This is a genomic window from Oleiagrimonas citrea, assembly GCF_012395255.1.
In the GTDB taxonomy this organism is placed as follows: domain Bacteria; phylum Pseudomonadota; class Gammaproteobacteria; order Xanthomonadales; family Rhodanobacteraceae; genus Oleiagrimonas; species Oleiagrimonas citrea.
Window position 1 is genome coordinate 184,611 of sequence record NZ_JAAZQD010000005.1, and the last position, 23,955, is coordinate 208,565.

At 66.8% G+C, this 23,955-nt stretch carries 22 protein-coding genes; 11 read left to right on the top strand and 11 right to left on the bottom strand.

What is annotated here, in order from left to right; all coding sequences use genetic code 11:
- Positions 1-31: 31 nt before the first annotated feature.
- From HF690_RS13185 to HF690_RS13210, 6 genes are all read right to left on the bottom strand, one after another.
- On the bottom strand, positions 32-772 hold the full coding sequence (locus HF690_RS13185) for a DUF3379 family protein (RefSeq protein WP_168609768.1): 741 nt from the start codon (positions 770-772) through the stop codon (positions 32-34).
- Complete coding sequence (locus tag HF690_RS13190) at positions 759-1,271, bottom strand: sigma-70 family RNA polymerase sigma factor (RefSeq protein ID WP_240601827.1); 513 nt, start codon at positions 1,269-1,271, stop codon at positions 759-761. The genes HF690_RS13185 and HF690_RS13190 overlap by 14 nt, the downstream gene beginning before the upstream one ends.
- A 68-nt stretch (positions 1,272-1,339) precedes the next feature.
- Positions 1,340-2,218, bottom strand: coding sequence for a ParB/RepB/Spo0J family partition protein (locus HF690_RS13195; RefSeq protein WP_168609769.1), 879 nt, complete (start codon positions 2,216-2,218; stop codon positions 1,340-1,342).
- A 10-nt stretch (positions 2,219-2,228) separates the two neighbouring features.
- Entirely contained in the window at positions 2,229-3,020 is a 792-nt protein-coding gene (locus HF690_RS13200; protein WP_113065732.1) for a ParA family protein, read from the bottom strand.
- Between the two features lie 82 nt (positions 3,021-3,102).
- A complete protein-coding gene (gene rsmG / locus HF690_RS13205; protein ID WP_113065733.1) occupies positions 3,103-3,738 on the bottom strand; it encodes a 16S rRNA (guanine(527)-N(7))-methyltransferase RsmG in 636 nt (211 codons plus the stop codon).
- A gap of 59 nt (positions 3,739-3,797) precedes the next feature.
- The gene (locus tag HF690_RS13210; protein WP_240151767.1) at positions 3,798-4,256 is read right to left on the bottom strand and encodes an SPFH domain-containing protein; all 459 of its coding nucleotides are present in this window, start codon (positions 4,254-4,256) and stop codon (positions 3,798-3,800) included.
- 286 nt (positions 4,257-4,542) lie between these two features.
- On the opposite strand from HF690_RS13210, the gene hemB reads away from it, so the two are divergent.
- Positions 4,543-5,538 (top strand): porphobilinogen synthase, encoded by a 996-nt coding sequence (hemB, locus tag HF690_RS13215; protein WP_168609770.1) that lies wholly within the window; start codon positions 4,543-4,545, stop codon positions 5,536-5,538.
- Positions 5,539-5,856: 318 nt separating this feature from the next.
- The gene (locus tag HF690_RS13220; protein ID WP_338042922.1) at positions 5,857-7,674 is read left to right on the top strand and encodes a monovalent cation:proton antiporter-2 (CPA2) family protein; all 1,818 of its coding nucleotides are present in this window, start codon (positions 5,857-5,859) and stop codon (positions 7,672-7,674) included.
- A gap of 22 nt (positions 7,675-7,696) precedes the next feature.
- On the opposite strand, the gene HF690_RS13225 is transcribed toward HF690_RS13220, so the two are convergent.
- The 3 genes from HF690_RS13225 to HF690_RS13235 form a co-directional block, all read right to left on the bottom strand.
- Complete coding sequence (locus tag HF690_RS13225) at positions 7,697-7,864, bottom strand: hypothetical protein (protein WP_168609771.1); 168 nt, start codon at positions 7,862-7,864, stop codon at positions 7,697-7,699.
- Positions 7,865-7,888: 24 nt separating this feature from the next.
- Positions 7,889-11,305 carry an ankyrin repeat domain-containing protein gene (locus HF690_RS13230; protein WP_168609772.1) on the bottom strand — a complete coding sequence of 1,139 codons (3,417 nt, stop codon included), beginning with the start codon at positions 11,303-11,305 and terminating at the stop codon, positions 7,889-7,891.
- Positions 11,306-11,436: 131 nt separating this feature from the next.
- Complete coding sequence (locus HF690_RS13235) at positions 11,437-11,676, bottom strand: YcgL domain-containing protein (RefSeq protein ID WP_113065817.1); 240 nt, start codon at positions 11,674-11,676, stop codon at positions 11,437-11,439.
- A gap of 202 nt (positions 11,677-11,878) precedes the next feature.
- On the opposite strand from HF690_RS13235, the gene HF690_RS13240 reads away from it, so the two are divergent.
- On the top strand, positions 11,879-13,315 hold the full coding sequence (locus HF690_RS13240) for an OmpP1/FadL family transporter (RefSeq protein ID WP_168609773.1): 1,437 nt from the start codon (positions 11,879-11,881) through the stop codon (positions 13,313-13,315).
- Between the two features lie 112 nt (positions 13,316-13,427).
- On the opposite strand, the gene putA is transcribed toward HF690_RS13240, so the two are convergent.
- On the bottom strand, positions 13,428-16,583 hold the full coding sequence (gene putA / locus HF690_RS13245) for a bifunctional proline dehydrogenase/L-glutamate gamma-semialdehyde dehydrogenase PutA (protein ID WP_338042923.1): 3,156 nt from the start codon (positions 16,581-16,583) through the stop codon (positions 13,428-13,430).
- A 239-nt stretch (positions 16,584-16,822) separates the two neighbouring features.
- Between putA and HF690_RS13250 the strand changes: the two genes are divergently transcribed.
- The 5 genes from HF690_RS13250 to HF690_RS13265 all read left to right on the top strand — a co-directional run bounded on the left by HF690_RS13250 (position 16,823) and on the right by HF690_RS13265 (position 21,080).
- Positions 16,823-17,311, top strand: a complete 489-nt coding sequence (locus tag HF690_RS13250; RefSeq protein ID WP_240151768.1) for a DUF2244 domain-containing protein — start codon at positions 16,823-16,825, stop codon at positions 17,309-17,311.
- Positions 17,312-17,456: 145 nt separating this feature from the next.
- Entirely contained in the window at positions 17,457-18,371 is a 915-nt protein-coding gene (gene coxB / locus HF690_RS13255) for a cytochrome c oxidase subunit II (protein WP_168609774.1), read from the top strand.
- Positions 18,372-18,402: 31 nt separating this feature from the next.
- Complete coding sequence (gene ctaD, locus HF690_RS13260) at positions 18,403-20,022, top strand: cytochrome c oxidase subunit I (RefSeq protein ID WP_113065739.1); 1,620 nt, start codon at positions 18,403-18,405, stop codon at positions 20,020-20,022.
- A 5-nt stretch (positions 20,023-20,027) separates the two neighbouring features.
- Positions 20,028-20,156, top strand: coding sequence for a hypothetical protein (locus HF690_RS15200; RefSeq protein ID WP_255420387.1), 129 nt, complete (start codon positions 20,028-20,030; stop codon positions 20,154-20,156).
- A gap of 57 nt (positions 20,157-20,213) precedes the next feature.
- Positions 20,214-21,080, top strand: coding sequence for a cytochrome c oxidase subunit 3 (locus HF690_RS13265; RefSeq protein WP_113065740.1), 867 nt, complete (start codon positions 20,214-20,216; stop codon positions 21,078-21,080).
- 137 nt (positions 21,081-21,217) lie between these two features.
- On the opposite strand, the gene HF690_RS15160 is transcribed toward HF690_RS13265, so the two are convergent.
- Positions 21,218-21,433, bottom strand: coding sequence for a twin transmembrane helix small protein (locus HF690_RS15160; protein WP_206098413.1), 216 nt, complete (start codon positions 21,431-21,433; stop codon positions 21,218-21,220).
- A 59-nt stretch (positions 21,434-21,492) separates the two neighbouring features.
- Here HF690_RS15160 and HF690_RS13275 point away from each other — a divergent pair, with 59 nt between their 5' ends.
- Genes HF690_RS13275 through HF690_RS13285 form a run of 3 tightly spaced genes read left to right on the top strand, consistent with a single transcriptional unit; the run spans position 21,493 to position 23,943 of the window.
- Positions 21,493-22,230 (top strand): SURF1 family protein, encoded by a 738-nt coding sequence (locus tag HF690_RS13275; RefSeq protein ID WP_113065742.1) that lies wholly within the window; start codon positions 21,493-21,495, stop codon positions 22,228-22,230.
- Positions 22,223-22,786: a hypothetical protein gene (locus HF690_RS13280; RefSeq protein ID WP_113065743.1), complete on the top strand. Its 564-nt coding sequence runs from the start codon at positions 22,223-22,225 to the stop codon at positions 22,784-22,786. The genes HF690_RS13275 and HF690_RS13280 overlap by 8 nt, the downstream gene beginning before the upstream one ends.
- On the top strand, positions 22,786-23,943 hold the full coding sequence (locus HF690_RS13285; RefSeq protein ID WP_168609775.1) for a COX15/CtaA family protein: 1,158 nt from the start codon (positions 22,786-22,788) through the stop codon (positions 23,941-23,943). Before HF690_RS13280 ends, HF690_RS13285 begins: the two co-directional genes overlap by 1 nt.
- The last annotated feature ends 12 nt before the right edge of the window (positions 23,944-23,955 follow it).

Genomic DNA, 23,955 nt, shown 5'->3' on the forward strand with positions numbered 1-23,955 from the left:
AGAGGGAGTGTCAGCGCAACGTTAGCGTCGTTCAGGGCGCCAGTGGTGCATGCCCGGCGTCCGCACCCGGTCCCTGGATGGCCTTGCGCCAGTCGGCGGCGACGGCGTCGAACGGGGCGCGCGTGCCGCGGTTGGTCAGCAGCACCAGCGAGCCGGTGCCCATCGGCATCTCGCGACCGACCCAGCCGTGGCGGTCGAAGTCGCGGGTCTTCGCCACGCGCTTGTCCGGCATGTACAGCACCACCACCGGCTCGCCGTCGCGGCGCGTGACCAGATGCACGGCCTTGTACCGGCCGACTTCGCAGTCGTGCACGTAGGTGGTGCCGGTCGGCACCGGGCCGCGCAGGGCCAGGTTTCGGCCGGCGAATCCGGCGGCGACGGCCTGCGTAGTGAGCGGCTCGGTCAGGTTCAGCGATTCGATTTCCGGCGGCATGTGCGCCACGGCGAGCGCCGGCAGCGAATGCGCATCGACCTGCTGCCAGACCACGCCACCGACGCCGAGCGCCACCAGCACCGAGGCTGCCAGCGACAGGGCGATGCGGCGGCCGCGCGAGATGCGCTGGCGACGGCCGGTCGTTTGCGCCAGCAGGATGCGATCGGTCAGCCCCTCGGGGGCCGGCATATTCAGGGCCTGCATCAGTTCGTTCTCGAACGCCTGCGCCCGTTCCCAGGCTGCGGCGCAGGAGGCGCACTCGCGGCGATGCGCGATGAAGGCCGGGTCGTCGCTGTGCGGCGTCGCGGTCAGGATGCGGCGGAACTCAAGACAGTCCATGCGCGGCCTCCCGGTCGTCATCGAGTAGTGCCTTCAGCTGCTGGCGGGCGCGGAACAGCTGCGTCATCACCGCGCCGGGCTTCTCGCCCAGCTCGTTGGCGATTTCCTCGCAGCTGAAGCCGCCCAGGGTCTGCAGCAGCAGCGGCTCGCGGTATTTTTTCGGCAGTTTCCACATGGCTCGGCGTATTTCGGCAGTGCGTCCTTGCCGTTCGGGGTCGGCCCATGCCGCGTTTTCGGCGACGTTGTCCTCCAGTTCGACCAGATCCAGGCGCTTGCGCTCGTACAGACGCGCGTGCTCGCGACGCAGGATGGTCAGCAGCCAGGGTTTGGCGGCGTCGGCGTCACGCAGGCTGTCGATGTTCTTCCAGGCGCGAAGCATGGTTTCCTGCACCAGGTCGTGGGCCAGGGCTTCCTGCCCGCACAGCCACCAGGCGAAACGGAACAGATCCGCGGCATGGGCGCGGGTCAGGGCTTCGAACTGATGCTGTCGGGCATTCACATCTTGTAGGACCGGGTCAGACGGCTTCATCTTTCACCCCTGCCTTGGACAGATCGTCGCAGCTGCATTCAGCGCATCTTGCCGAGGATGCCGTCCAGTTCGTCCAGGCTGTGATAGTGGATGACCAGCTTGCCCTTGCCGCCGCGACCGTGGGCCAGCTGCACACGAGTAGCGAATTTCTCGGCCAGCTCATTTTCCAGCCGTTCGACGTCGGGATCGCGCGGCGCGCCCTTGGCGGACTTGCCCGACTTGCCGCTGCCGTTCTGCGCGCGGCGCACGGCTTCCTCCAGCTCGCGCACCGACCAGCCCATGCGCGAGGCCTGGCGCGCCAGCGGCGTAGCGATGTCGGCGTCCAGCGTCAGCAGGGCGCGGGCGTGGCCCATTTCCAGCTTGCCCTCGTCGAGCAGCTCGCGGATGGCGTCGGGAAGGTCGAGCAGGCGCAGCAGGTTGGACACCGAGGCGCGCGAGCGGCCCACAGCCTCCGCGGCCTGCTGGTGGGTCAGGCTGAATTCGTCGATCAGGCGCTCCAGCGCCTGGGCCTCTTCCAGCGGAGTCAGTTCCTGGCGCTGGATATTCTCGATCAGCGCCATCGCCAGCACGGACTGCTCGGGCACGTCGCGCACCAGCGCCGGCAGCTCGGACAGGCCGGCCTTCTGCGCGGCGCGCCAGCGGCGCTCGCCGGCGATCAGTTCGTACTTGTTGCGGCCCATGGAACGGACCACCACAGGCTGGATCAGGCCCTGGGCGCGGATCGAGTCGGCCAGTTCGGTCAGCGCTTCCTCGTTCCAGTGCTGGCGCGGCTGGTACTTGCCTGGGCCGATGTGCTGGATCGGCAGCGTGCGCAGCTCGCCTTCGGTCTTGCTGCCGTCCTTGCCCGTCGCCGCGGCGTCTTCGCTGCCCAGCAGGGCGTCGAGTCCGCGTCCGAGTCCACGTTTCTTGGCCGCCATGAATGTGCTCCTAGTTCGTTGCCGTCGTGGCGGCTGCCGCAGTGCGCTCGCGGCGGATCATTTCGCCGGCCAGCCCGAGGTAGGCGATCGCGCCGCGCGAGCCGCGGTCGTAGAGGTTGATCGGCTGGCCGTGGCTGGGGGCTTCGGCCAGGCGCACGTTGCGCGGGATGATCGAGCGCAGCACCTTGTCGCCGAAGTGCTTGGTCAGCTGGGCCGAGACTTCGTTGCCGAGGTTGTTGCGTACGTCGAACATGGTGCGCAGCAGGCCTTCGATCTCCAGCTTCGGGTTGAGTCGCTGCTGCACCGCGCGGACGGTGTCGAGCAGGCTCGACAGGCCTTCCAGCGCGAAGTACTCGCATTGCACCGGAATCAGCAGGCCGTCGGCCGCGGTCAGTGCGTTGAGCGTGAGCAGATGCAGCGACGGCGGGCAGTCGATGAGGATGGTGTGGTAGCGGTCGCCGAGCTTGCCCAGCTGCTCGGACAGGCGCGATTCGCGCGCAAGCGCGTCCATCAGCTTCAGTTCGGCGGCGGTCAGGTCGCCGTTGCCGGGCAGCAGATCGAAGCCGGCCTCGGTGGTGAGGATGGCGTCCTCGATCGGCGCTTCCTCGAGCAGCACCTCGCAGCCGTTCGGCTTGACGTCGTCCTTGTCGACGCCCGAGGCCATGGTGGCGTTGCCCTGCGGATCGAGGTCGACCAGCAGCACCTTGCGCCGGGCCTCGGCCAGCGCCGAAGCCAGGTTCACGGCGGTGGTGGTCTTGCCGACACCACCCTTCTGATTGGCGATCGCGATGATGCGCGTCATGGTCCCCTCGCTGCGTCGACCGTCGCGTCCGTCGCCGCGCGCAGGGCGGCGTTCGGCACGGACAGGGAGTGGAAGCGTACCATCACGGCGCGTCCGACCGCGCCAGCACCAGAAGGCGGCGTTCGGCGTCCAGGCCGGGCACGGTCACTTCGTGTTCGCGTTCGAGCCGGAATCCGTCCGGTAGCGCCGTCAGTTCGTCGTCTGGGCGGCGTCCCTTCATGGCCAGCCAGCGGCCGTTCGCGGCGAGCAGGTGGCCGCCCCAGGTCAGCATGTCGCCGAGGCTGGCGAAGGCGCGCGCGGTGACGCAGTCGAACGTGCCCTCGACCTGCTCGACGCGGGCATGGATCACCTCGACGTTGTCCAGACGCAGGCTGCGCACCGCTTCGCGCTGGAAGCGGGATTTCTTGCCGTTGGTGTCGATCAGGGTGACCGCGCGTTCGGGCGCGATGATGGCCAGCACCAAGCCGGGCAGGCCGGCGCCGCTGCCGACATCGGCCAGGGTGGTGCCAGTCACGAAGGGTGCAATGGCCAGCGAGTCGAGCAGGTGGCGCGTCACCATGTCCTGCGGGTCGCGCACGGCGGTAAGGTTGTAGGCCGCGTTCCAGCGCGCCAGCAGCTCCACATAGTCGACCAGTCGCGCGCGGACATCCTCGGCCAGGGTCTGGCCGAGGGCGGCGAGGCCCTGGTCGAGTCGGGTTTGCAGCGTGGCGCGGGACATGCGTGATTCCGTGGAGTGGAACCGACAAGTATCCCCGCGACGGCGGGCGGATGCCAGTCTCAGGCGCGCTCGCGCAGACGTGCGCGCGTCACGAACAGACCGTGCTGGGTCAGGGTGGCGTTGAGGCGATCCTTCAGCGCGGCATTGCGTGCGGCGTCACTGTCGAGCACCGCCAGTTGCGGCGCGGCCAGCTGCGCCTGTTCGCGGATGAAGGCTTCGGCGCGCTCGATCACGGCATCGGCGCGTTCTGGCTCCAGCACCTGCCAGTAGACCGTGCCGTGCAGGGCGTCCTGGCCTTCGCCATCCAGCTCCAGCGAGCGGCCGACCAGACTGATGCGGTGGGTGACGTGTTCCAGAACAGGCCAAATCCAGTGCGTGCCGGGTTGCAGCAGTCGCGGCGCGCTGTGGCCCATGCGGCGCAGCGTGTAGACCTGGCCCTCGGGGATGCGCTTGACGGACATGCCCAGCGTGAGTGCGCTGAAGGCGATCAGGAAGGTCAGAGCGACTGAGGAGAACATGTCAGTAAAATCCGTGACTTGAAACCAGTTCTTGGGATAGGACTGCAAATCAGGGTGCATCGTCTTGATCTACAGTAGATTAATTTTCTTTTAACAACAAGTGCTTTTCTGTGATTCACGCCTCGAACGGTGCACGACGAATGCGGCCGTGCTCGGTCGATTCGAGGCATTCCCGAGGCGGGATGGGGCCGTTTGGTGAAGCCCGCGGCGGCTTGCCGCTGGGGGCATGCCGAGGGGCGGCGTACAATGAACGGTCGTTACCTGTTCTCTGGACCGGATTCCGCCCATGACCTTCCCCGCTGTTCGCATGCGTCGCATGCGCCGTGACGCTTTTTCCCGTGCGTTGATGCGCGAGACCGTCCTCACGCCCGCCGATCTGATCCTTCCGGTGTTCGTGCGCGAGGGGCAGGGCGTGCGCGAGCCGGTGCCGTCGATGCCGGGTGTGGAGCGCGTGTCCATCGACGAATTGCTGCGCGTGGGCGAACAGGCGCTGAGTCTGGGCATTCCGGCGTTGGCCCCGTTCCCGGTCCCGGACGCGTCGACCAAGAGCGAGGACGCCGCCGAGGCGTACAACCCCGATGGCCTGATGCAGCGCGCCATTCGCGCCATGAAGCAGTCCTTGCCCGAACTGGGTCTGATCTGCGACGTGGCGCTGGACCCGTACACCACGCACGGTCAGGACGGTCTGATCGACGCCGCCGGCTACGTGATGAACGAGCCGACCGTCGAGGTGCTGGTCAAGCAGGCGCTGGCGCAGGCCGAGGCCGGCGCCGACTTCGTTGCGCCGTCGGACATGATGGATGGCCGCATCGGCACCATCCGCGACGCGCTGGAAGCCGCCGGGCACATCCACACGCGCATCCTGGCGTATGCGGCCAAGTACGCCTCCAGCTTCTACGGCCCGTTCCGCGATGCGGTGGGCTCGGCGGCCAGTCTGGGCGGTGGCGGCAAGCACACCTACCAGATGGACGTGGCCAACAGCGACGAGGCCTTGCGCGAGGTCGAGCTGGATCTGGCCGAGGGCGCCGACGCGGTGATGGTGAAGCCGGGCATGCCGTATCTGGACATCGTGCGCCGCGTGAAGGACGCGTTCGGCGCGCCGACCTTCGTCTACCAGGTCAGCGGCGAGTACGCGATGCTGCGCGCCGCCTTCGCCAACGGCTGGCTGGACGAACGCGCCTGTGTGCTGGAGTCGCTGGTGGCGATGAAGCGCGCCGGCGCCGACGCCATCCTCACCTATTTCGCGCTCGACGCCGCGCGCTGGCTGCGCGAGGCGGACTGACCACATGACCACCTCGTTGGATTTTCGGCACTGAACGACGCTTGTTCAGCGCGTCGGCCCGTCGACATCGATGGTGACAAAGTGCGCCGGAATGCGTCGGCACGTCTTCGCGCGCCGTGCATTCGAAACATGGTGCCGCCGATGCGGGATGCATCGATTCCTGATCCTCGGCCTGCGTCTCCCATTCCGGTCAGGGGGCGATGACGGGCGCTGTTCGTGAAATGGCAGTCCGATGTCGTTCCGGGAGGGACAGCGCTCGCCGCCTGACGTACTCTGGACGCACGCGATGCGCGTGGCGGGTTCGTTCAAGGGAAGCGAGTGCATACCGAACACATGCTGCAGATGGCCGTGGTGTTTCTGCTGGCGACCGTGCTGGCGGTGCCGCTGGCGAAACGGTTTCGGCTGGCCGCTGTGCTGGGTTTTCTGCTGGCAGGCATCGCCATCGGGCCGCATGCGCTGGGACTGGTCGGCGATACCGGCCGCGTCGCGCAGGTGTCGGAACTGGGCGTCGTGCTGATGCTGTTCGTGATCGGTCTGGAGCTTTCGCCGTCGCGCCTGAAGGTGATGCGCCACGCGGTGTTCGGCACCGGTCTGCTGCAGGTGCTGGTGTGCGGTGCGGCATTGCTGGCCGTCGCCTATTACGGTTTCGGTTTGTCGTTGCGTGCGGCCGTGGTGGTGGGGGCGGCGTTGGCGTTGTCGTCGACGGCATTCGGTCTGCAGATTCTCGCCGAGCGCAAGGAGGCCGGTTCCGCGTACGGCCGGCAGGCTTTCGCGGTGCTGCTGTTCCAGGATCTGGCGGCGATTCCGCTGATTGCGGTGGTGCCGCTGCTGGGGTACGGCGCCGCGCAAACGGGCGATCCGATGTGGATGGGCGCGCTGCGTGTGGTCGCCACGATCGTGGTGGTGATGGTCGGCGGCCGCTATCTGCTGCGGCCGTTGTTCCGCATCGTCGCGCGTACGCGCATGCAGGAGGTGTCCACGGCGACCGCGCTGCTGGTGGTGATGGGCACGGCCTGGGTCATGGAGCTGGCGGGTGCGTCGGCGACGCTGGGCGCGTTCCTTGCCGGCGTGCTGCTGGCCGATTCCGAATATCGGCACGAGCTGGAATCGCACATCGAACCGTTCAAGGGGCTGCTGCTCGGCCTGTTCTTCATCAGCGTCGGCATGTCGCTGGATCTGTCGCTGTTGCGTCAGGCGCCGTGGATCGTGGCCGGACTGGTGCTCGGTCTGCTGCTGGTCAAGGGGGTCCTGCTTTGGCCGGTGGGGCGCCTGTCCGGGAGCTTGAGTGGCGCCGATGCATTGCGCATGGCGGTATTGCTGGCCAGCGGCGGCGAATTCGCCTTCGTGGTACTGAACCTGGCGTTGGGTCAGCATCTGCTGGAGCCGCGCCAGCGCGATCTTCTGGTGCTGGCGGTTAGTCTGTCGATGGCGCTGATGCCGTTGCTGGTGACGGCGCTGGCGCGTCTGCTGCGCGAGCGCGACACGCCGCAGACGCGCGAATACGATCACATCGACACCGATGCGCCGCGGGTCATCATCGCCGGGTTCGGCCGCGTCGGTCAGATCGTGGCGCGCGTGCTGCGCGCCCAGCACATTCCGTTCGTGGCGCTGGAGGCCTCGGTCGAGCAGGTGGATTTCTCGCGCCGCTTCGGCGGCACGTCGATCTTCTTCGGCGACCCGGCGCGTCCGGAACTGCTGCGCGCGGCACAGGCCGACAAGGCCGAGGTCTTCGTACTGGCCACGGACGATCCGCAGGCCAATCTGCGCACGGCGCGCGTGGTCAAGCGGCAGTTTCCGCACCTCAAGATCGTGGCACGGGCGCGCAACCGTCAGCATGTCTTCCGCCTGATGGATCTGAGCATCGACGAGCCGGTGCGCGAGACCTTCGATTCCAGCCTAAAAATGACCAGACAGGTGCTGTCGGCGCTGGGTGCGTCGGAGGCCGACGCGGCGCAGCAGGTCGAGCGCTTCCGCGAGCACGACGAGGCGCTGCTGAAGACCCAGTATCTCGTCTACGACGACGAGACCGCGCTGGTACAGTCCTCACGCGAGGCGCTGGCCGATCTGGAGCGCATCTTCGAGGCCGACAGCGGGCAGCGCGATGCGGGTAGCGAGGAAGAGGGCGAGCGTATCTGAAGACGACCTTCGCTCGGTGTCTTCAGGTTGTCAGCGTGGCAAGCTGTTGCTTCGACACGGTCTGGTGTAGCGCATCGATGGCATGTGCGGGTGAGGCCATGCCGCCGTTGCGCAGGATCGCTGAGGTCAGGCCGGCATCGAGCCAGGCTTCCAGGCAGGCGGCGAAGCCGTCGAGGAAACCATCGTGCACCGCGCTGGATGCGGATCGGTGGTGTCAGTCGGCCGCGGGCTGGCGCAGCGTCTGGTGCACGCCGGGCACGGCATGTCCGCGCGCTTCCAGTTCCACGGCGACATCGATGTAGCCGAGCGCCCGGGCCAGCTCGGCCGGCGTGCGACCGAGTTCGTCGACGGCGTCGCGCGCCGCGCCGCGCGATAGCAGAACCCGCGCCGGCGCGGTCAGCATATGCATGGCGCAGGCATGCAGCGGCGTGACGCCCCGGCGGTCGGCGTGGCGGGGATCGGCGCCGGCGTCCAGCAGCGCGGGCAGCAGCGCGCCGATGTGGGTGCTGTCGCAGTCCGCTCCGGGCTTGGCATGCGAGCCGAGCAGCAGCAGCAAGGGAGTGCGACCGTCCTGGTCGGCATGGTTGGCATCGGCGCCGCGTTTCAGCAGCACATCGAGCAGACGCCGTGCACGCAGGCTGTCGCGGCCGGCGAAACACAGCTGCGCGGCGGGGTGCAGCACGCTGCGTCCGTACATGTCGCGCACATGGACGTTGGCGCCGGCTTCGAGCATCTGCTCGGCGATATCGACGTGTCCACGTGCCACCGCCAGCATCAGTGCGGTGGCCTGGCCGGGTAGCGGCTGGTCGATCGGCGTGCCGCTCTCGATCAGCAGCGCCACCATGTCGCTGCGCCCGGCATTGGCGGCGGCGGCCAGCGCGGTCACGCCGGAGCGGGCGCTGAGGGTGAGGTCGGCGCCGTGCTCGATCAACAGTCGCGCGGTTTCGGTATGCCCCATGCCGGCGGCACGCAGCAGGGCGTTCGCACCCTGGCTGTCGCGGCTGTCCACGGCGAAATCGAGGTCGAGCAGCTTGCAGACGGCTTCGTTGTCGCCGGTCGCCGCGGCGGCGGGAAGGTCGTGCGGGCGCAGTGCCCGGCGCGGCAACGGCCAGCGCTCGTCCCAGCGCAGCCAGCGAGTGAGTTCCGGGTCGGCCTGATCGAGCACGCTGCCCAGCGGCGTTTCGCTGTTGGCCGCCGGGGCTTCCGGGTCGGCGCCGGCGCGGATCAGGGCGCGAATCTGCGGTAGTGGATCGGCGTGCTCCAGCGCGGCGTGCAGCGGTGTGCGTCCGGCGGCATCCTGCGCATTGGGGTTGCTGCCCAGGTTCAGCAAGACCTGCAGCAGGGTCCGCTGGCCGTTGGCGGCCGCGTGGTGCAGGGGGGTGATGCCGTCGCGGTGCGCGCCGAACGGGTCACCGCCGGCGTCGAGCATGCGCAGCACGAGGCGTTCGCTGCAGGCGTCGTTGTCGAGGTTGTCCAGACTGCGTGCGATGCGCCCGGCGCCGGCACAGCTGGCCCCGGCGTCCATCAGGTCGTGAACGGCATCGGCGCTGTCTGGAAGCGCATCGAGCAAGGCATCCAGCAGCGGTTGACCGTCCTCGAGCGTGGCGTGTGGCGACAGGCCATGTTCCAGCAGCCAGCGGCGCGCGGTGGCCGGTGCATCCCCGGCCAGTTGCCGATACATGTTCGCCAGATCGCGTTGCGGCCACTCGCGGGCGCGTCGAGAAAAGGTCGAGGCGATGGCCCAGTGGCCGAAGCGCAGGGCGTCGGCGAGGTGTTCGGGTGTGTCCGCGCCGGCTTCCGGTTCTGCGCCGATGTCGAGATTGGCCGGCAGCGGCGTCTGCGGGTCCATCAGCGCGACCAGGTCCCAGCGGCCGGTGGCGGCGGCGTGGTCCAGCGCGCTGCGTTCGTCGTTGCCCACGGCGCGCGGGTCGGCGCCGAGATCGAGCAGCGCGCGCACAATGCCGGCCTGTGTGCGCGGCGATTGGCAGGCCAGCATCAACGCGTCGCGGCCGTGCTTGTCGCGCAGGTCGACGCGCGCCCCGGCGGCGGCGAGCACGTTCACGACGCCCAGCGCGCCCGAGCGCGACGCTTCCATCAATGCGCTGGTCTGGTGGTGGTCGACGACGTCGGTCTTGGCGCCGGCGCCAACCAGCGCGCGGGCGATGTCGGCGTGACCTTCCAGTGCCGCGGCCATCAGTGCGGTGCGGCCAATCGTGTTGGCAGCGTGCACGGAGGCCTTGTGCTTGAGCAGCAGGCGCACGCCTTCCGGATCGTCCTCGGCGATGCCGGCAGCGGCGACCAGCGCGGGTTCGCCGCTGTCCAGCGCCGGCTTGGCGCCGTGTTCGAGCAGGAACTGCGCCAGCGGCCAGTTGGCGGCGCGGCAGGCAGCGGCGAGCGGCGTGAGGCCCTGGCGGTTGAGTACGTTGGGGTCGGCTTCGGCGTCGATCAGCATGGCCGCCACCGTCGGTTCGGCACTCAGCGCCGCGCCGTGCAGCGGGGTGTTGCCGTCGGCATCGGCCTGGCACGGGTCGGCACCGTTCGCGAGCAGCGTCATCACCGCCTCGGCGCGGCCGTGATAGCTGTCGCGCGTGGCGGCGAGCAAGGGCGTCAGGCCGGCCTGGACGCGGTTGACGTCCGCGCCGTGCGCGATCATTGCGCGCAGCAGCCGAGTTTCCGGAAGCAGGGCGGCGAGAATCAGCGCCGAGCGCTGATCGCGGTCCGATGGATGCGCCATGGCGTCGGCATCGGCGCCGGCTTCCAGCAGCGTCAGCGCTGCATCGATGCGGCCGGCACGCACGGCCTCCAGCAGGTCATCGTCGCTTGCCGCGCCCGTTTCGGTTTCCGGCGAACTCGCGGCGGGCGCCTCATCGAGTTCGCGGCTTCGTTCCCGGTCCGGGTCCGGCTCGGCGGTCGTCGATGAACCACCGCCTCGCTGTTGTCCTTCGTAGAGCAGTGCGCGCAGCGTGCGATTGGTGATGACCAGGCAGCACAATGGCAGCAGGATCAGCCCGTACAACAGCACGCCGGCGGTGCGCAGCTCATCGGGTACCACGCCGACCAGCACACTGAGCGCCAGCGCGCCGAAGGCGGCGATCAGCGTGCACAGCGAAACGGGAAGAAAGTGGCTGAAGAAACGTTCCTCGCCGGACAGGTGGCGGGCGAATTGCAGACTGCGCGACAGCGCCGCGCGGATCAGCGAACCTTTGCCGGCGCTGCCCGGAAACGCGTCGTCCCACAGGAACGCCAGGCCGAAGGCGGGCCAGGCCCGCCACAGCAGGGCCGCACCGAGGGCCAGTGCGATCGACAGCACGATGCTGCTGGCCAGCGAGGGCGTCTGCGTCAGCATCACCAGCGGCCATGCGATCAGCACAAGCACCAGCGCGGTATAGGCCGTGAACAGGATCAGATGCGCCACGCCGCGGCGCAGCACCGTGCGGGTGAAGGTGGGTTCCGGATCGAAGCCGATGGCGTGGCACATGGCGCCCAGCATCAGCGTGTTGGCGAGAAGCAGCGGAATCAGGGCGGTCGGCGAAGCGACGACGACGGCGGCGGCGATCATGGCCAGAGCAGGCAGGAACCAGACCAGGATGGTCTGCAGCGGTGTGCGGCGGCGCGGTTTGGTCGGCGACATGTCGGGCGGTGCGATCCGGGTCGGGGCGAGGATTGGGCTTGCGCGTCACGATACTACGCGCATGTGCGGTGCGCCCGAAACCTTCGGGCGCACGAGGCAGGACAGATCGGGTGGCGGACGTCAGCGGGCGTTCAGGCGTTTTCGCCCGGAGGCAGCTGCAGATGCCAGCCCTGCTCGCGGAGATTGCACAGTACCTGCTCGGTATCCTGATGCGGCAGCTTGCGCGCAGCGTCCAGTTCGACCTCGAGTACGAAACGCAGTTCGCCCAGCAGCGTCTGCAGCGCTTCGGGCAGGTGTTCGAGTTGCTCCGGGTCGCGCAGCCAGAGATAGGTTTCGGTTTTGCGGCGGCTGGCGTAGACGTGGCAGTGCATGATGGATCGTAGACGGTGCGGGCTGCACAGCATACGCATTCGGGGCGCGGTCGTCAGTGCCGGGCATGCAAGCAGGCACTTGCATTCGCGCTGCGCTCTCGTCAAAGTGCCGCGACAGGCTTCAAACGTCTGTATGAATGGAGGAGGGGCCCGTTTCAGGGTCGCAGATTCGAAGGCGTCCGAACGTCAGGAGTAGGTATACATGTCCATCAGAAACTCGTTTGTCAAAGCTGCCCGTCCCACGGCATTCGCCGTGCTGGCGGTGGCCGTAGCCGCGGCGCTGGGAATGCCGCAGGCGGCCCACGCCAGCGCGTTTCAGCTCAAGGAAAACAGCGCCAAGGCGCTCGGTCGCTCGTTCGCGGGTTCGGCCACGGCGGGGGATGACGCTTCGGTCGTCGTCAACAATCCGGCCGCGATGACCATGCTGACCGGCACGGTGTTCCAGGCCGATGTCACGGCCATCAATTTCAGCACCAAGTTCAGCGGCACGGGCACCGATGCCTTTGGTCGTCCGCTGGGTGGCGGCAACGGCGGCGACGGCGGTACCACGATCCCGGTGCCGGCGTTCTTCCTGTCCACGCAGGTCAACGACCGCACGCACATCGGCTTCGCTGTCACCGCGCCGTTCGGCTTCAAGACCAACTACAACCCGGGCTGGGTGGGTCGCTATCACGCGCTGAAGTCGGATTTCCAGTCGCTCGACGCCACGCTGTCGGCGTCCTACGACCTGACTGACAACTTCAGCATCGGTGCCAGCGTCATCGCCCAGCACACCAAGGCGGAGCTGACCTCGGCGGTGAACTACAACGGCGTGGCCGCGGGACTGATCCAGCAGGCCGTCGCCGGTGGCGTGCTGCCGGCCGCCGCGGCGCCGACCTACCTGTCGACCATCAATGCCGTGGTGCCGCCGGGCAGTGATGGCGAGGCGCGCATCAAGGGTGACGACTGGGGCTACGGCTGGCAGCTGGGCGCGTTCTGGAAGCTGACCGACAGCGACCGTCTGGCGCTGGACTACCATTCCAAGATCTCGCACACGCTGAAAGGCAACGCACGCTTCACCATGCCCAGCAACGTTGCCGCGCTGCTCAGCAGCCCGACGGTGGCGCCGCTGCTGGCGGGTGCCGGCGGCGTGCCATTCAGCAACACCACGGGCACCGCGCCGTTCACCACGCCTGCTTTCGCCAACCTGAGCTACTGGCATCAGGGCGAGAAGTACGGTGTCGGTGCGGACGTGACCTGGACCAAGTGGAGCACCTTCAAGGAGCTTCGCGTGAACTACGCGAACCCGGCGCAGCCGGCTTCGGTGGAAACCTTCGACTGGGAGAACACCCTGTTTGTCTCGGTCGGCGGCGAGTACTACGTCAACGACAAGCTGACGCTGCGCGGCGGCGTGGCCGTGGACGGCTCGCCGACTTCGCAGGCGCATCGTGATCCGCGCGTGCCGGACGGCACCCGTCGCTGGATCAGCGTCGGTCTGGGCTACAAGCCCACGCAGAAGCTGGACCTGAACGTCGGTTACGCGCACATCTTCGTCAGCGATGCGCACGTCAACAACCTCAGCCCGACGGGCGACCGTCTGGTCGGCAACTTCAGCGACAAGGGCAACCTGCTGGCGTTCTCGGCGGCCTATCACTTCTGATCGGTCGCGACGGCCCGCCTTGCGCGGGCCGGTCGGCAACGAGCAACAAAAAAGCCCCCGCAGCGATGCGGGGGCTTTTCTTTGAGCTGTGCCTCGGTGTCCGCGGCGTGCTTCAGTCGCCGAGCATCATCAGGCTGGCGTTGCCGCCGGCCGCCGTGGTGTTGACGGTCAGCACGCGCTCGGTCGCGAAGCGCAGCATGTAGTGCGGACCACCGGCCTTGAAGCCCGTGCCGGACAGGCCTTCGCCGCCGAACGGCTGCACGCCGACCACCGCGCCGACCTGGTTGCGGTTGGCGTAGCAGTTGCCCACGCGGGCGTGCTTCTGCACGTAGGCGATGGTGTCGTCGATGCGGCTGTGGATGCCCAGGGTCAGGCCGTAGCCGGTGGCGTTGATCTGGTCCAGTACTTTGTCCAGCTCGCCGGCCTTCCAGCGCACCACGTGCAGGATCGGACCGAATTCCTCGCGCTCGAGCATGTCCAGTGAGGGGATCTCGAAGGCGTGCGGTGCCAGGAAAGTGCCGTGCTCGGCCACCTCGGCGTCGACGGTCGCTTTGCGGATCAGCTTCGCTTCGCGGTTCATGCGGTCGACGTGCTTTTGCAGCCCTTCCAACGCTTCGTGGTCGATGACCGGGCCGACGTCGGTGGACAGCAGCCCCGGATCGCCGACCTTCAGCTCGTCGATCGCGCCGCCGAGCATTTCGATCACGCGATCGGCGACGTCGTCCTGGATGAACAGGATGCGCGCGGCCGAGCAGCGCTGGCCGGCCGATCCGAAGGCCGAGGCCATGACGTCCTTGACCAGCTGCTCGGGCAGGGACGAGGAATCGGCGATCATGGCGTTCTGGCCGCCGGTCTCGGCGATCAGCGTGGCGATCGGACCCTTGCGCGCGGCGAGCGTCTTGTTGATGACCCAGGCGGTCTCGGTCGAGCCGGTGAAGGCCACGCCGGCAATGCGCGGATCACGGGTCAGGGCCGCGCCAACGCTGGCACCGTCGCCCGGAATGAACTGCAGCACGTGCTGCGGAATGCCGGCCTCGTGCAGCAGCTTCACGGCGGCGTAGCCGATCAGCGAGGTCTGCTCGGCGGGCTTGGCGACGACGGTATTGCCGGCCAGCACCGCGGCCATCACTTCGCCCATGAAGATCGCCAGCGGGAAGTTCCACGGGCTGATGCACACGAACACGCCGCGGCCGTTGAGGAACAGGCGATTGGTTTCGCCGGTCGGGCTGGGCATGTCTTCGGGCTGGCCGAACAGCTTGCGCGCCATGCCGGCGTAGTAGCGGCAGAAGTCCGCCGCCTCGCGTACTTCGGCGATGGCGTCGGGCAGGGTCTTGCCGGCTTCGCGCACACACATGGCGACGAATTCGCCGCGGTTGGCCTCGATCATCTCGGCGGCGCGCTCGGCGATCTGCGCGCGCTTTTCGGCGGGCACGCGGTCCCAGTCCGGCTGCGCGGCGACAGCGTTGGTGATGGCGGTGTCGACGACGCTCTCGTCGCCGCCGATCCATTCGCCGACCACGCGACGGTGGTCGGCCGGGTCGGTGACCTTCACCGTTTCCTTGCCGATCTTCGCGCCCGGAACGAGCGGCGCGGCCTTCCACGGTCCCTTGTGCGCGTTGATGTCCTCGGCCAGCTGCCGGATGTCGTCTTCGTTGGAGAAATTCACGCCCATGGAGTTCTTTCGCTGTTCACCGTAGATATCGACCGGCATCGGAATGCGCGGATGGTTGAAGGTCTTGAAGCCGCGCACGGTTTCGCACGGGTCGGCCACCAGCTCGTCGATGCTGACGTCCTCGTCGAAGATGCGGTTGACGAACGAGGTGTTGGCGCCGTTCTCGAGCAGGCGGCGCACCAGGTACGGCAGCAGGTCCTCGTGGCTGCCGACCGGCGCGTAGACGCGACACGGCACGTTCAGCTTGTTCTTGCCGATCACTTCCGCGTACAGGTCCTCGCCCATGCCGTGCAGGCGCTGGAATTCGTACGGGCGGCCTTCGGCGATGTGGTGCACGTAGGCGATGGTGTGGGCGTTGTGCGTGGCGAACTGCGGATAGATCAGGTCCGCGCCGACATCCAGCAGCCGCTTGGCGCAGGCCAGGTAGGCGACGTCGGTGTTCGGTTTGCGCGTGTAGACCGGATAGCCGGTGAAGCCCAGTTCCTGCGCGCGCTTGATCTCGGTGTCCCAGTAGGCGCCCTTGACCAGGCGCACGAACCAGCGGCGCTTGTGCCGGCGTGCCATGTCGGCCAGCCAGTCGATGACGGCGGGCGCACGCTTCTGGTAGGCCTGCACGGCCATGCCCAGACCGTCCCAGCCTTCCAGCGAGGGATGCGCGAAGACCTCGGCGGCGACATCCAGCGACAGTTCCAGGCGGTCGGCTTCCTCGGCGTCGATGGTCAGGGCGATGCCCTGTTCCTTGGCCATCTGCGCCAGTTCCAGCACTTTCTCGGTCAGTTCCACGAGCACGCGCTCGCGCTTGCCGTGCTCATAACGCGGGTGCAGGGCGGACAGCTTGACCGAGATCGACGGCGCCTCGATCAGGTTGCCGGCGTCCGGATCCTTGCCCAGTGCGACGATGGCGTTGCGGTAGGCCTGCTGGTAGCGCTCGGCATCCGGCTGCGTCAGGGCCGCTTCGCCGAGCATGTCGAAGGAGTAGCGGTAGGGGCGGTTCGCCTTCTTGTCCGCGCGCTCGACGGCCTCGTCGATGCGGCGGCCCATCACGAACTGCTTGCCCATGATGCGCATGGCCTGATGTACGGCGGCGCGGATCATGGGTTCGCCGGCGCGGCCGGCCAGGCGGCGCATGGCGCCGCGCACATCGGTGCGCGTGTCTTCGGCCATCTGCACCATGCGACCGGTCAGCATCAGGCCCCAGGTAGACGCATTGACCAGCACCGAGTGGCTACCGCCGAGGTGCTTCTGCCAGTCCGCATCGCCGAGCTTGTCGCGGATCAGCATGTCGATGGTGTCGGTATCGGGAATGCGCAGCAATGCCTCGGCCACGCACATCAGCAGCACACCTTCCTCGCTGGACAGGTCGTACTGGCGCATGAACGCTTCGATCGCGTCCTGATCATCCGCCCGCTCGCGCACGCGGAGTACCAGATTGGTGGCGCGTTCGATGATCTGCTTGCGCTCGGCTTCGGGCAGTTCGGCTTCGGCCAGCAGGGCCTGGACGGTTTCGGACTCGTCGCGCAGCCAGGCTTCGGTGATGCGCTGACGCGCCGGTTGATCGACGTCGACGAGTTCGGGGCTGAGGATCTGAGCGTTCACGTGCGTGCGCGTACCTTAATAAGGGCGGAGGGCGAATTGCGCGATTGTATGCCCCGCGGAGGGGGCTATCCAACCTCTTTTTTCGGCCCCGTTCCGATCGCTTTGCGGCGCAGCCTGATAGCGGTTCCGTGCTGAATGCCGCCGCATGACCTGCGACAATATGCCGCGTGCGGCAAACAGTCTTGCCCCTGTGCAGGGGGCACACTATGCTTGGACGAATCAGGACAGGGCATGAACGCATGATTGTCCTCGAGTCAACCACTGGGGAAGCGGCGCGCGTCACGATGTGGCTGCGGCCGAATCGCTCGCTCAGTCGGCGTGGTTTGCGTCGCTGGAGCGCGGTGCTGGTGGGGGTCACGGTTGCAGTCGCGACACTCTGCGCGCGTGCGGGCAATGTCTACGCCCCGCTGTTCGCGCTGGTCGAATCAGCCGCCGTGGTGTACGCCCTGACGCTGGCCTGGCGTGCCGGTGGTCGCAGCGAACGCATCACCATCGATGAACGTTCGCTGGAAGTGGAGAGCCTGCCCGGGCATCGCCGCGCGACGTTCCAGTCCTACTGGGTGCGTGTACGCATGCGGGAGTCCGGCAACAGGCAACGGCTTGTTCTCACTTCGCACGGAGGCGAGGTGGAAGTCGGTGCGTTCCTGGGGGAAGAGGAACGGGTCGATGCGATGCACAGATTGCGTGTGCTGCTGGCGCAACAGACCGCGCCGCGGCGCACCAACTGAACAATCGGCGATTCGGTGACCGTGGCGCAGCGGGGGTAGCATGCAGCGGTGCGGGTCCGGACGGGGGAAGCGGCGCTGCGTCGCGAACCGGTCGGCAGACGATCACGGTCTCGCCTGGCGGAAATTCAATTTCAGGGTGCAAGACATGAAATTTGGCGGCATTCGAGGACGAGCGACCACGTGGGCGGTGGCGGCAAGTGCGCTGCTCAGTGGCTCGGCGTGGGCCAATCCCCATCCGTGGCAGCTGAACCTGACCAAGGGCGTGACCCAGACCTCGCATGAGGTGTGGGACCTGAACATGGCTTCGTTCCTGGTCTGCGTCGTGATCGGCGTGATCGTGTTCGGCGCGATGATCATCGCCATGTTCCGCTTCCGCAAGTCCAAGGGTGCGGTGGCCGAGAAGTGGTCGCACAGCACCAAGCTGGAGCTGGTCTGGACCATCATTCCGGTGCTGATCCTGATGGGGCTCGCCTGGCCGGCGACCAAGATCCTGGTCAGGACCACCGACACCGCCGACGCCCAGATGACCGTCAAGGTCACCGGCTATCAGTGGAAGTGGCGCTACGACTACGTCGACTACGACGGCAAGACCGTGAAGAAGGTCGGTTTCATGTCGCGTCTGGACAAGAAGAGCGACGCCACGCGTCAGCTCGACTCCGGCCTCGACCCGAAGGCGGTCGTCGACGCCAACGGCACCAACGACTATCTGCTCAATGTCGATCATCCGCTGGTGGTGCCCGCCGGCGTGAAGATCCGCTTCCTGATCACCGGCGGCGACGTCATCCACTCGTGGTGGGTGCCGGATCTGGGCTGGAAGATGGACGCCATCCCGGGCATCGTCAACGCCGCCTGGACCAAGATCAGCAAGCCCGGCATCTACCGGGGCCAGTGCGCCGAACTGTGCGGTCAGGACCACGGCTTCATGCCGATCGTGGTCAAGGCTGTGCCGAAGGCGCAGTTCGAGAAGTGGCTGGCCGCTCAGGAGAGCGCCGCGCAGCTCGACAAGGCTTCGCGCACTGCGCAGGCCGACAGCACGCCCGGCGACGACAGCCAGGGTTAACCGGACAAACTTTAGGCAGAGGTAGAAGGTCATGGCGCACGCAGCCTCCCAGGACCACCACGACGACCATCACGAGGCGCCCTCCGGGTTCTTCCGTCGCTGGTTCATGTCCACCAACCACAAGGACATCGGTACCCTGTACCTGATATTCGCCCTGCTGATGTTCTTCATCGGCGGTTCGATGGCGATGCTGATCCGCGCCGAGCTGTTCGAGCCCGGTCTGCAGCTGGTCCAGCCGTACTTCTTCAACGAACTGACCACCATGCACGCGCTGGTGATGATCTTCGGCGCGATCATGCCGGCCTTCGTCGGTCTGGGTAACTGGATGATCCCGTTGATGGTGGGCGCCCCCGACATGGCGCTGCCGCGCATGAACAACATGTCGTTCTGGCTGCTGCCGTTCGCCTTCACCATCCTGCTGTCCTCGTTCTTCCTGCCGGGCGGCGCGCCCGCCGGTGGCTGGACGATGTATCCGCCGCTGTCGATCCAGGGCGGCGATTCCATCGCGTTCCTGATCTTCTTCGTGCACGTGTCGGGCATCAGCTCGATCATGGGCGCGATCAACATCATCGCGACCATCCTCAACATGCGTGCGCCGGGCATGGATCTGCTGAAGATGCCGATCTTCGTCTGGACCTGGCTGATCACGGCGTTCCTGCTGATCGCGGTGATGCCGGTGCTGGCCGGCGCGGTGACCATGCTGCTGACCGACAAGTACTTCGGCACCAGCTTCTTCAATGCCGCAGGCGGCGGTGACCCGGTGCTGTTCCAGCACGTATTCTGGTTCTTCGGGCACCCCGAGGTCTACATCATGATTCTGCCGGCGTTCGGCATCATCTCGGAGATCATCCCGACCTTCAGCCGCAAGCCGCTGTTCGGCTACAAGGCGATGGTGTACGCCACTGCGTCGATCGCGTTCCTGTCGTTCATTGTGTGGGCGCACCACATGTTCGCGGTCGGCCTGCCGTTGGGCGCCGAGCTGTTCTTCATGTACGCGACCATGCTGATCGCGGTGCCGACAGGCGTGAAGGTGTTCAACTGGGTCACCACGATGTGGAAGGGGTCGCTGACCTTCGAGACCCCGATGCTGTTCGCGGTGGCCTTCGTGATCCTGTTCACCATCGGCGGCTTCAGCGGCATCATGCTGGCGTTGGTGCCGGCCGACTTCCAGTACCAGGACACCTATTTCGTGGTGGCGCATTTCCACTACGTGCTGGTGACCGGTGCGGCGTTCTCGATCATGGCGGCGGTGTACTACTGGCTGCCGAAGTGGTCGGGCAACATGTATTCCGAGCGCTGGGGCAAGATCCACTTCTGGCTGAGCGTGGTCTCGGTCAACGTGCTGTTCTTCCCGCAGCACTTCCTGGGTCTGGCCGGCATGCCGCGTCGCATCCCGGACTACAACGTGGCGTTCGCCGATTTCAACATGATCAGCTCGATTGGCGGCTTCGTGTTCGGCGCCACCCAGCTGATCTTCGTCGGCGTCATCATCCACTGTGTGTTCTTCGCCAAGAAGAAGGCGACCGACCGCGTGTGGGAAGGCTCCAAGGGTCTGGAGTGGACCGTGCCGTCGCCGGCGCCGCATCACACCTTCGCGGTGCCGCCGGTGATCGATGACAGCCAGCTGGCCCACGGCGACGTGACGCATTGAGCGGCATGAATCGTCCGCAGCAGGCACAGTTCGATCCGGCCGAGCGGCGCGCTGCGGTGCGCCGCACGGTGGGGATTCTGGTCGCGGTGATCGTCGTGATCCTCGGATTGTTCCTGCTGCAGTTCATCGTCTGAAACGGATCGAGTGCATTGGGGCTTGCCCCACCCAAGTTCATCACGGGAATTGAAACCATGGCTCAGCAAGGCGCCTACTACGTACCGCATCACAGCGTGTGGCCTATCGTCGGCTCCGTCGGCTTGTTCACCACCATGTTCGGCGCCGCGCACTGGCTGAACGACCAGGGTGCGCTTGGTCGCCCGATGTTCTTCATCGGTCTGGCCGTTGTGATCTTCACGCTGTTCGGCTGGTTCAGCTCGGTGATCCGCGAGTCGATCAAGGGCAACTACAACAGCCAGGTCGACGTTTCCTTCCGCATGGGCATGATGTGGTTCATCTTCTCGGAGGTGATGTTCTTCGCGGCGTTCTTCGGCGCGTTGTTCTATACCCGCGTGTTCTCGGTGCCGTGGCTGGGCGGCGAAGGACACGGCCTCTTCACCCATCACTACCTGTGGGATCAGTACGCGCCGGCATGGCCGACCAACGGCCCGGGCGATGTCGGCGGTCCGTTCAGCACGGTGTCGCCGTGGGGCCTGCCGCTGCTGAACACGCTGATCCTGCTGACCTCCAGCGTGACCATCACCATTGCTCACCACGCGCTGCGCGCCGGTCGTCGCAAGCAGCTGCTGGTGTTTCAGGCGCTGACTGTGCTGCTGGGCGCGACCTTCCTGTACTTCCAGGCGCATGAGTACATGGAGGCCTACGAGCATCTGAACCTGACGCTGCACAGTGGCGTGTACGGCTCGACCTTCTTCATGCTGACCGGCTTCCATGGCCTGCACGTGACCCTGGGCACGATCATGCTGATCGTGATCTGGTTCCGCTGCGCCAAGGGCCACTTCAGCAAGGAGAACCACTTCGGCTTCGAGGCCGTGGCGTGGTACTGGCATTTTGTCGATGTGGTCTGGCTGTGCCTGTTCCTGTTCGTCTACATCATGTAGCGGAACGCTTCCGCACCTACGAAAAACCCGCCGAATGGCGGGTTTTTCGTAGGTGCGAAAGCCAGGCGGTCGCGGTTACGCGACCAACTGTCGCGCCCCGCGAGCGTTCGGGCGTGCGGGACGGTAGAATGTCGGGCTTATCCGCCGACGCCGTGCGGATGGATCCAGCCGGCCCAGATGCTGATGATGACCAGCACGATCGCCAGCAGCGACAGGGCGATGCGGCGGGTGAGCGCTTTCACGACCCGGTCGCTGTCACCGGACCCTTTCATCATGAAGAACAGCGCCTGGCCCAGATTGAAGATGACGATGGCCACCACGATCATGATGACCACTTTGGTTGCGGTTTCCACAGGATGATTCCAGTGCGACTCCAGTTCTGCAGTATAACGCCGCGATTGCAGGCCGCTGCATGATGGGTCTGCGCCGCCCTTCATGGTTCGCCGTGCTGCTGACGCTGGTCGGTGTGATGTTTTTCGTGCGACTGGGCATTTGGCAGCTGCATCGCGCCGCCGAGAAGGAAGTGTTGCTGCGACGCTTCGCCACAGCGGCGTCCGCACCGATCCAGGATTTTTCCACCGTGCAGCGCGGGGCGTTGCCCGAACGCTACCCGCATCTGCAGGTACGAGGGCATTTCGTGCCTGGGCGCAGCTACATGCTGGACGACCAGAATCACGGGCATCGCCCGGGCGTGCAGGTCTATGCGCCGTTCCGCCCCGACGGCTATGCGCGCCTGGTGCTGGTCGACCTGGGTTTTCTGCCCCGCGAAGGCCCAGACCTGAAGCTGCCGCAGCTGCCGCCGATCAAGCCGGGCGAAACGACGTTGCGTGGCATCTATGTGCCGCCGCCGGCGGCGGGTCTGAAGCTGGGTGGCGACGCGTTGAAGAAACAGCAGACGTGGCCGAAGCTGACGACCTACATCGACCTGAATCAGATTGCCACGGATCTCGACGCCAAACTGTATCCGCGTGCGCTGCTGCTCGATCCCGACCCGGCGGCGGCCTACGTGCGCGAGTGGACGCCGGGCTTCATGCCGCCGGCGCGGCATTACGGCTATGCCTTCCAGTGGTTCGCCTTCGCCGTCGCGGCGCTGGCGATCTTCGTGATCCTTCATCGCAAGAAGGACGAAACCGGAGACGACGATGAATGAACCCCGCGCCGACGCGCGCAAGATGAGTCGCATCAAGCTGCTGCTGGTGGCGTCGGTGTTCGCCGCACCGTTGCTGGTCGCGATGGTGCTGACGCTGGTCGGCTGGCAGCCGGGTACGAGCAGCCATGGTGCGGCGATTAAGCCGCAGCGCAGCTTCGCCAAGATCGACATCCGTCTCGCCGACGGCAAGAACTATCCGTGGAAGGACAGCGAGCCGCGCATGACATTGCTGGCGCTACCCGGCAGCGACTGCATGGACAACTGTATGCGCCTGTTGCACCTGATGAGCAATGCGCGCATCACCCTGAACAAGAACGCGGACCGGCTGCGCCTGCTCTACGTGGGCGAGCCGCCGCACGGTCCGAAGGCGGCGGCGGTGATGCGGGACTGGCAGATCGGCAGCGACGTCGGCGACAAGCTGGCCTCGTTCCGCCCGCGTGGTCCGGACAGCGTGGCCGCGATTCTGGTCGAGTCCAACGGCACGGCATTGACGCTGTACCGGGCCGGCTTCGATCCGAATGGTCTGAAGAAAGATCTGCAGAAGGTGATCCGTTGATGCTGCGCGTCATTTCCCGTCTTTCGTGGCCGGCGCGGCTGGCCTGGTTCGCCGCTATCTTCGCGTTCGGCGTGGTCATGTTCGGCGCCTTCGTGCGCCTGTCCAACGCCGGCCTGTCGTGCCCGGACTGGCCGACCTGCTATGGCCAGATCGCCTGGCCGCACCACGCGCATGAAGTCGCGCAGGCCGATGCGGCCTTCCCGCAGCGACCGGTGGAGCCGGGCAAGCCCTGGCGCGAGCAGTTCCATCGCATGATCGCCGGCACGCTCGGCGTGCTGGTGCTGACGCTGGCGCTGGTGGCCGTCTGGCGTCGCCGGTGGGCGCGTTGGGCGGTGATCGGCAGCGCTGTCGCGGCGGCGCTGGGCACGGGCATGTACATCGGTGGCGAGCATGTGGTGTCGTCGGTGCTTGCGGCGGTCGCCATCGCCGCGCCGCTGTTCGTGGCGGCGAAGCTGACCCGTGCGCCGCCGTGGCGCATCGCCGTGGTCGCGCTGGCGCTGGTGATCTTCCAGGCCATGCTCGGCATGTGGACGGTGACGCTGCTGCTCAAGCCGATAGTGGTCACCGGCCATCTGCTCGGCGGCATGGCGACGTTCGCCCTGCTGGGCTACATCGCCCTTCGACTGACGCCGATCGGCGCCGTGGGCGAGGAGCATGCGCGGCTGCGCCGGTTCGTGGCGGTCGGCATCGTGCTGCTGGCGGCGCAGATCTTCCTTGGCGGCTGGACCAGCACCAACTACGCGGCACTGGCGTGCGGCGTGGGCGACAGCGCCTTTCCGCATTGCCTGGGGCAGTGGTGGCCGGCGACCGATTTCCACCAGGGCTTCGTCCTGTGGCGCGGCATCGGGGTGAACTACGAGGGCGGCATCCTCGACGGGCCGGCGCGCACCGCGATCCAGATGGCGCACCGCATCGGCGCGCTGGTGGTGTTTGTGTACCTGGGCTGGTTGTCGCACAAGGTCGCCCGCGCCGGTCTGCGCGGGTTCGGCATCGCCATCGGCGCGACCCTGATTGCGCAGGTGCTTCTGGGCATCAGCAATGTGCATTTCGGTCTGCCGCTGCCGGTGGCGACCGCGCACAACGGCATGGCTGCGCTGCTGCTGTTCAGCCTGTTGGCGACCCTGGCGCGGACCCAGAAGCGGCTCGAAGCCGTGTAGACTGTGCGGTTC

What these genes read in the sequence shown, in the direction of transcription:
- HF690_RS13235 (WP_113065817.1), bottom strand. Translation starts at nt 11,676, where the DNA reads ATGCACTGCCACGTCTACGCCAGCCGCCGCAAAACCGAAACCTATCTC.
- HF690_RS13250 (WP_240151768.1), top strand. Translation starts at nt 16,823, where the DNA reads ATGATTGTCCTCGAGTCAACCACTGGGGAAGCGGCGCGCGTCACGATG.
- HF690_RS15200 (WP_255420387.1), top strand. Translation starts at nt 20,028, where the DNA reads ATGAATCGTCCGCAGCAGGCACAGTTCGATCCGGCCGAGCGGCGCGCT.
- HF690_RS13210 (WP_240151767.1), bottom strand. Translation starts at nt 4,256, where the DNA reads ATGTTCTCCTCAGTCGCTCTGACCTTCCTGATCGCCTTCAGCGCACTC.
- HF690_RS13285 (WP_168609775.1), top strand. Translation starts at nt 22,786, where the DNA reads ATGCTGCGCGTCATTTCCCGTCTTTCGTGGCCGGCGCGGCTGGCCTGG.
- rsmG (WP_113065733.1), bottom strand. Translation starts at nt 3,738, where the DNA reads ATGTCCCGCGCCACGCTGCAAACCCGACTCGACCAGGGCCTCGCCGCC.
- ctaD (WP_113065739.1), top strand. Translation starts at nt 18,403, where the DNA reads ATGGCGCACGCAGCCTCCCAGGACCACCACGACGACCATCACGAGGCG.
- HF690_RS13275 (WP_113065742.1), top strand. Translation starts at nt 21,493, where the DNA reads ATGATGGGTCTGCGCCGCCCTTCATGGTTCGCCGTGCTGCTGACGCTG.
- coxB (WP_168609774.1), top strand. Translation starts at nt 17,457, where the DNA reads ATGAAATTTGGCGGCATTCGAGGACGAGCGACCACGTGGGCGGTGGCG.
- HF690_RS13265 (WP_113065740.1), top strand. Translation starts at nt 20,214, where the DNA reads ATGGCTCAGCAAGGCGCCTACTACGTACCGCATCACAGCGTGTGGCCT.
- HF690_RS13185 (WP_168609768.1), bottom strand. Translation starts at nt 772, where the DNA reads ATGGACTGTCTTGAGTTCCGCCGCATCCTGACCGCGACGCCGCACAGC.
- HF690_RS13240 (WP_168609773.1), top strand. Translation starts at nt 11,879, where the DNA reads ATGTCCATCAGAAACTCGTTTGTCAAAGCTGCCCGTCCCACGGCATTC.
- HF690_RS13230 (WP_168609772.1), bottom strand. Translation starts at nt 11,305, where the DNA reads ATGTCGCCGACCAAACCGCGCCGCCGCACACCGCTGCAGACCATCCTG.
- HF690_RS13200 (WP_113065732.1), bottom strand. Translation starts at nt 3,020, where the DNA reads ATGACGCGCATCATCGCGATCGCCAATCAGAAGGGTGGTGTCGGCAAG.
- HF690_RS13195 (WP_168609769.1), bottom strand. Translation starts at nt 2,218, where the DNA reads ATGGCGGCCAAGAAACGTGGACTCGGACGCGGACTCGACGCCCTGCTG.
- hemB (WP_168609770.1), top strand. Translation starts at nt 4,543, where the DNA reads ATGACCTTCCCCGCTGTTCGCATGCGTCGCATGCGCCGTGACGCTTTT.
- HF690_RS13280 (WP_113065743.1), top strand. Translation starts at nt 22,223, where the DNA reads ATGAATGAACCCCGCGCCGACGCGCGCAAGATGAGTCGCATCAAGCTG.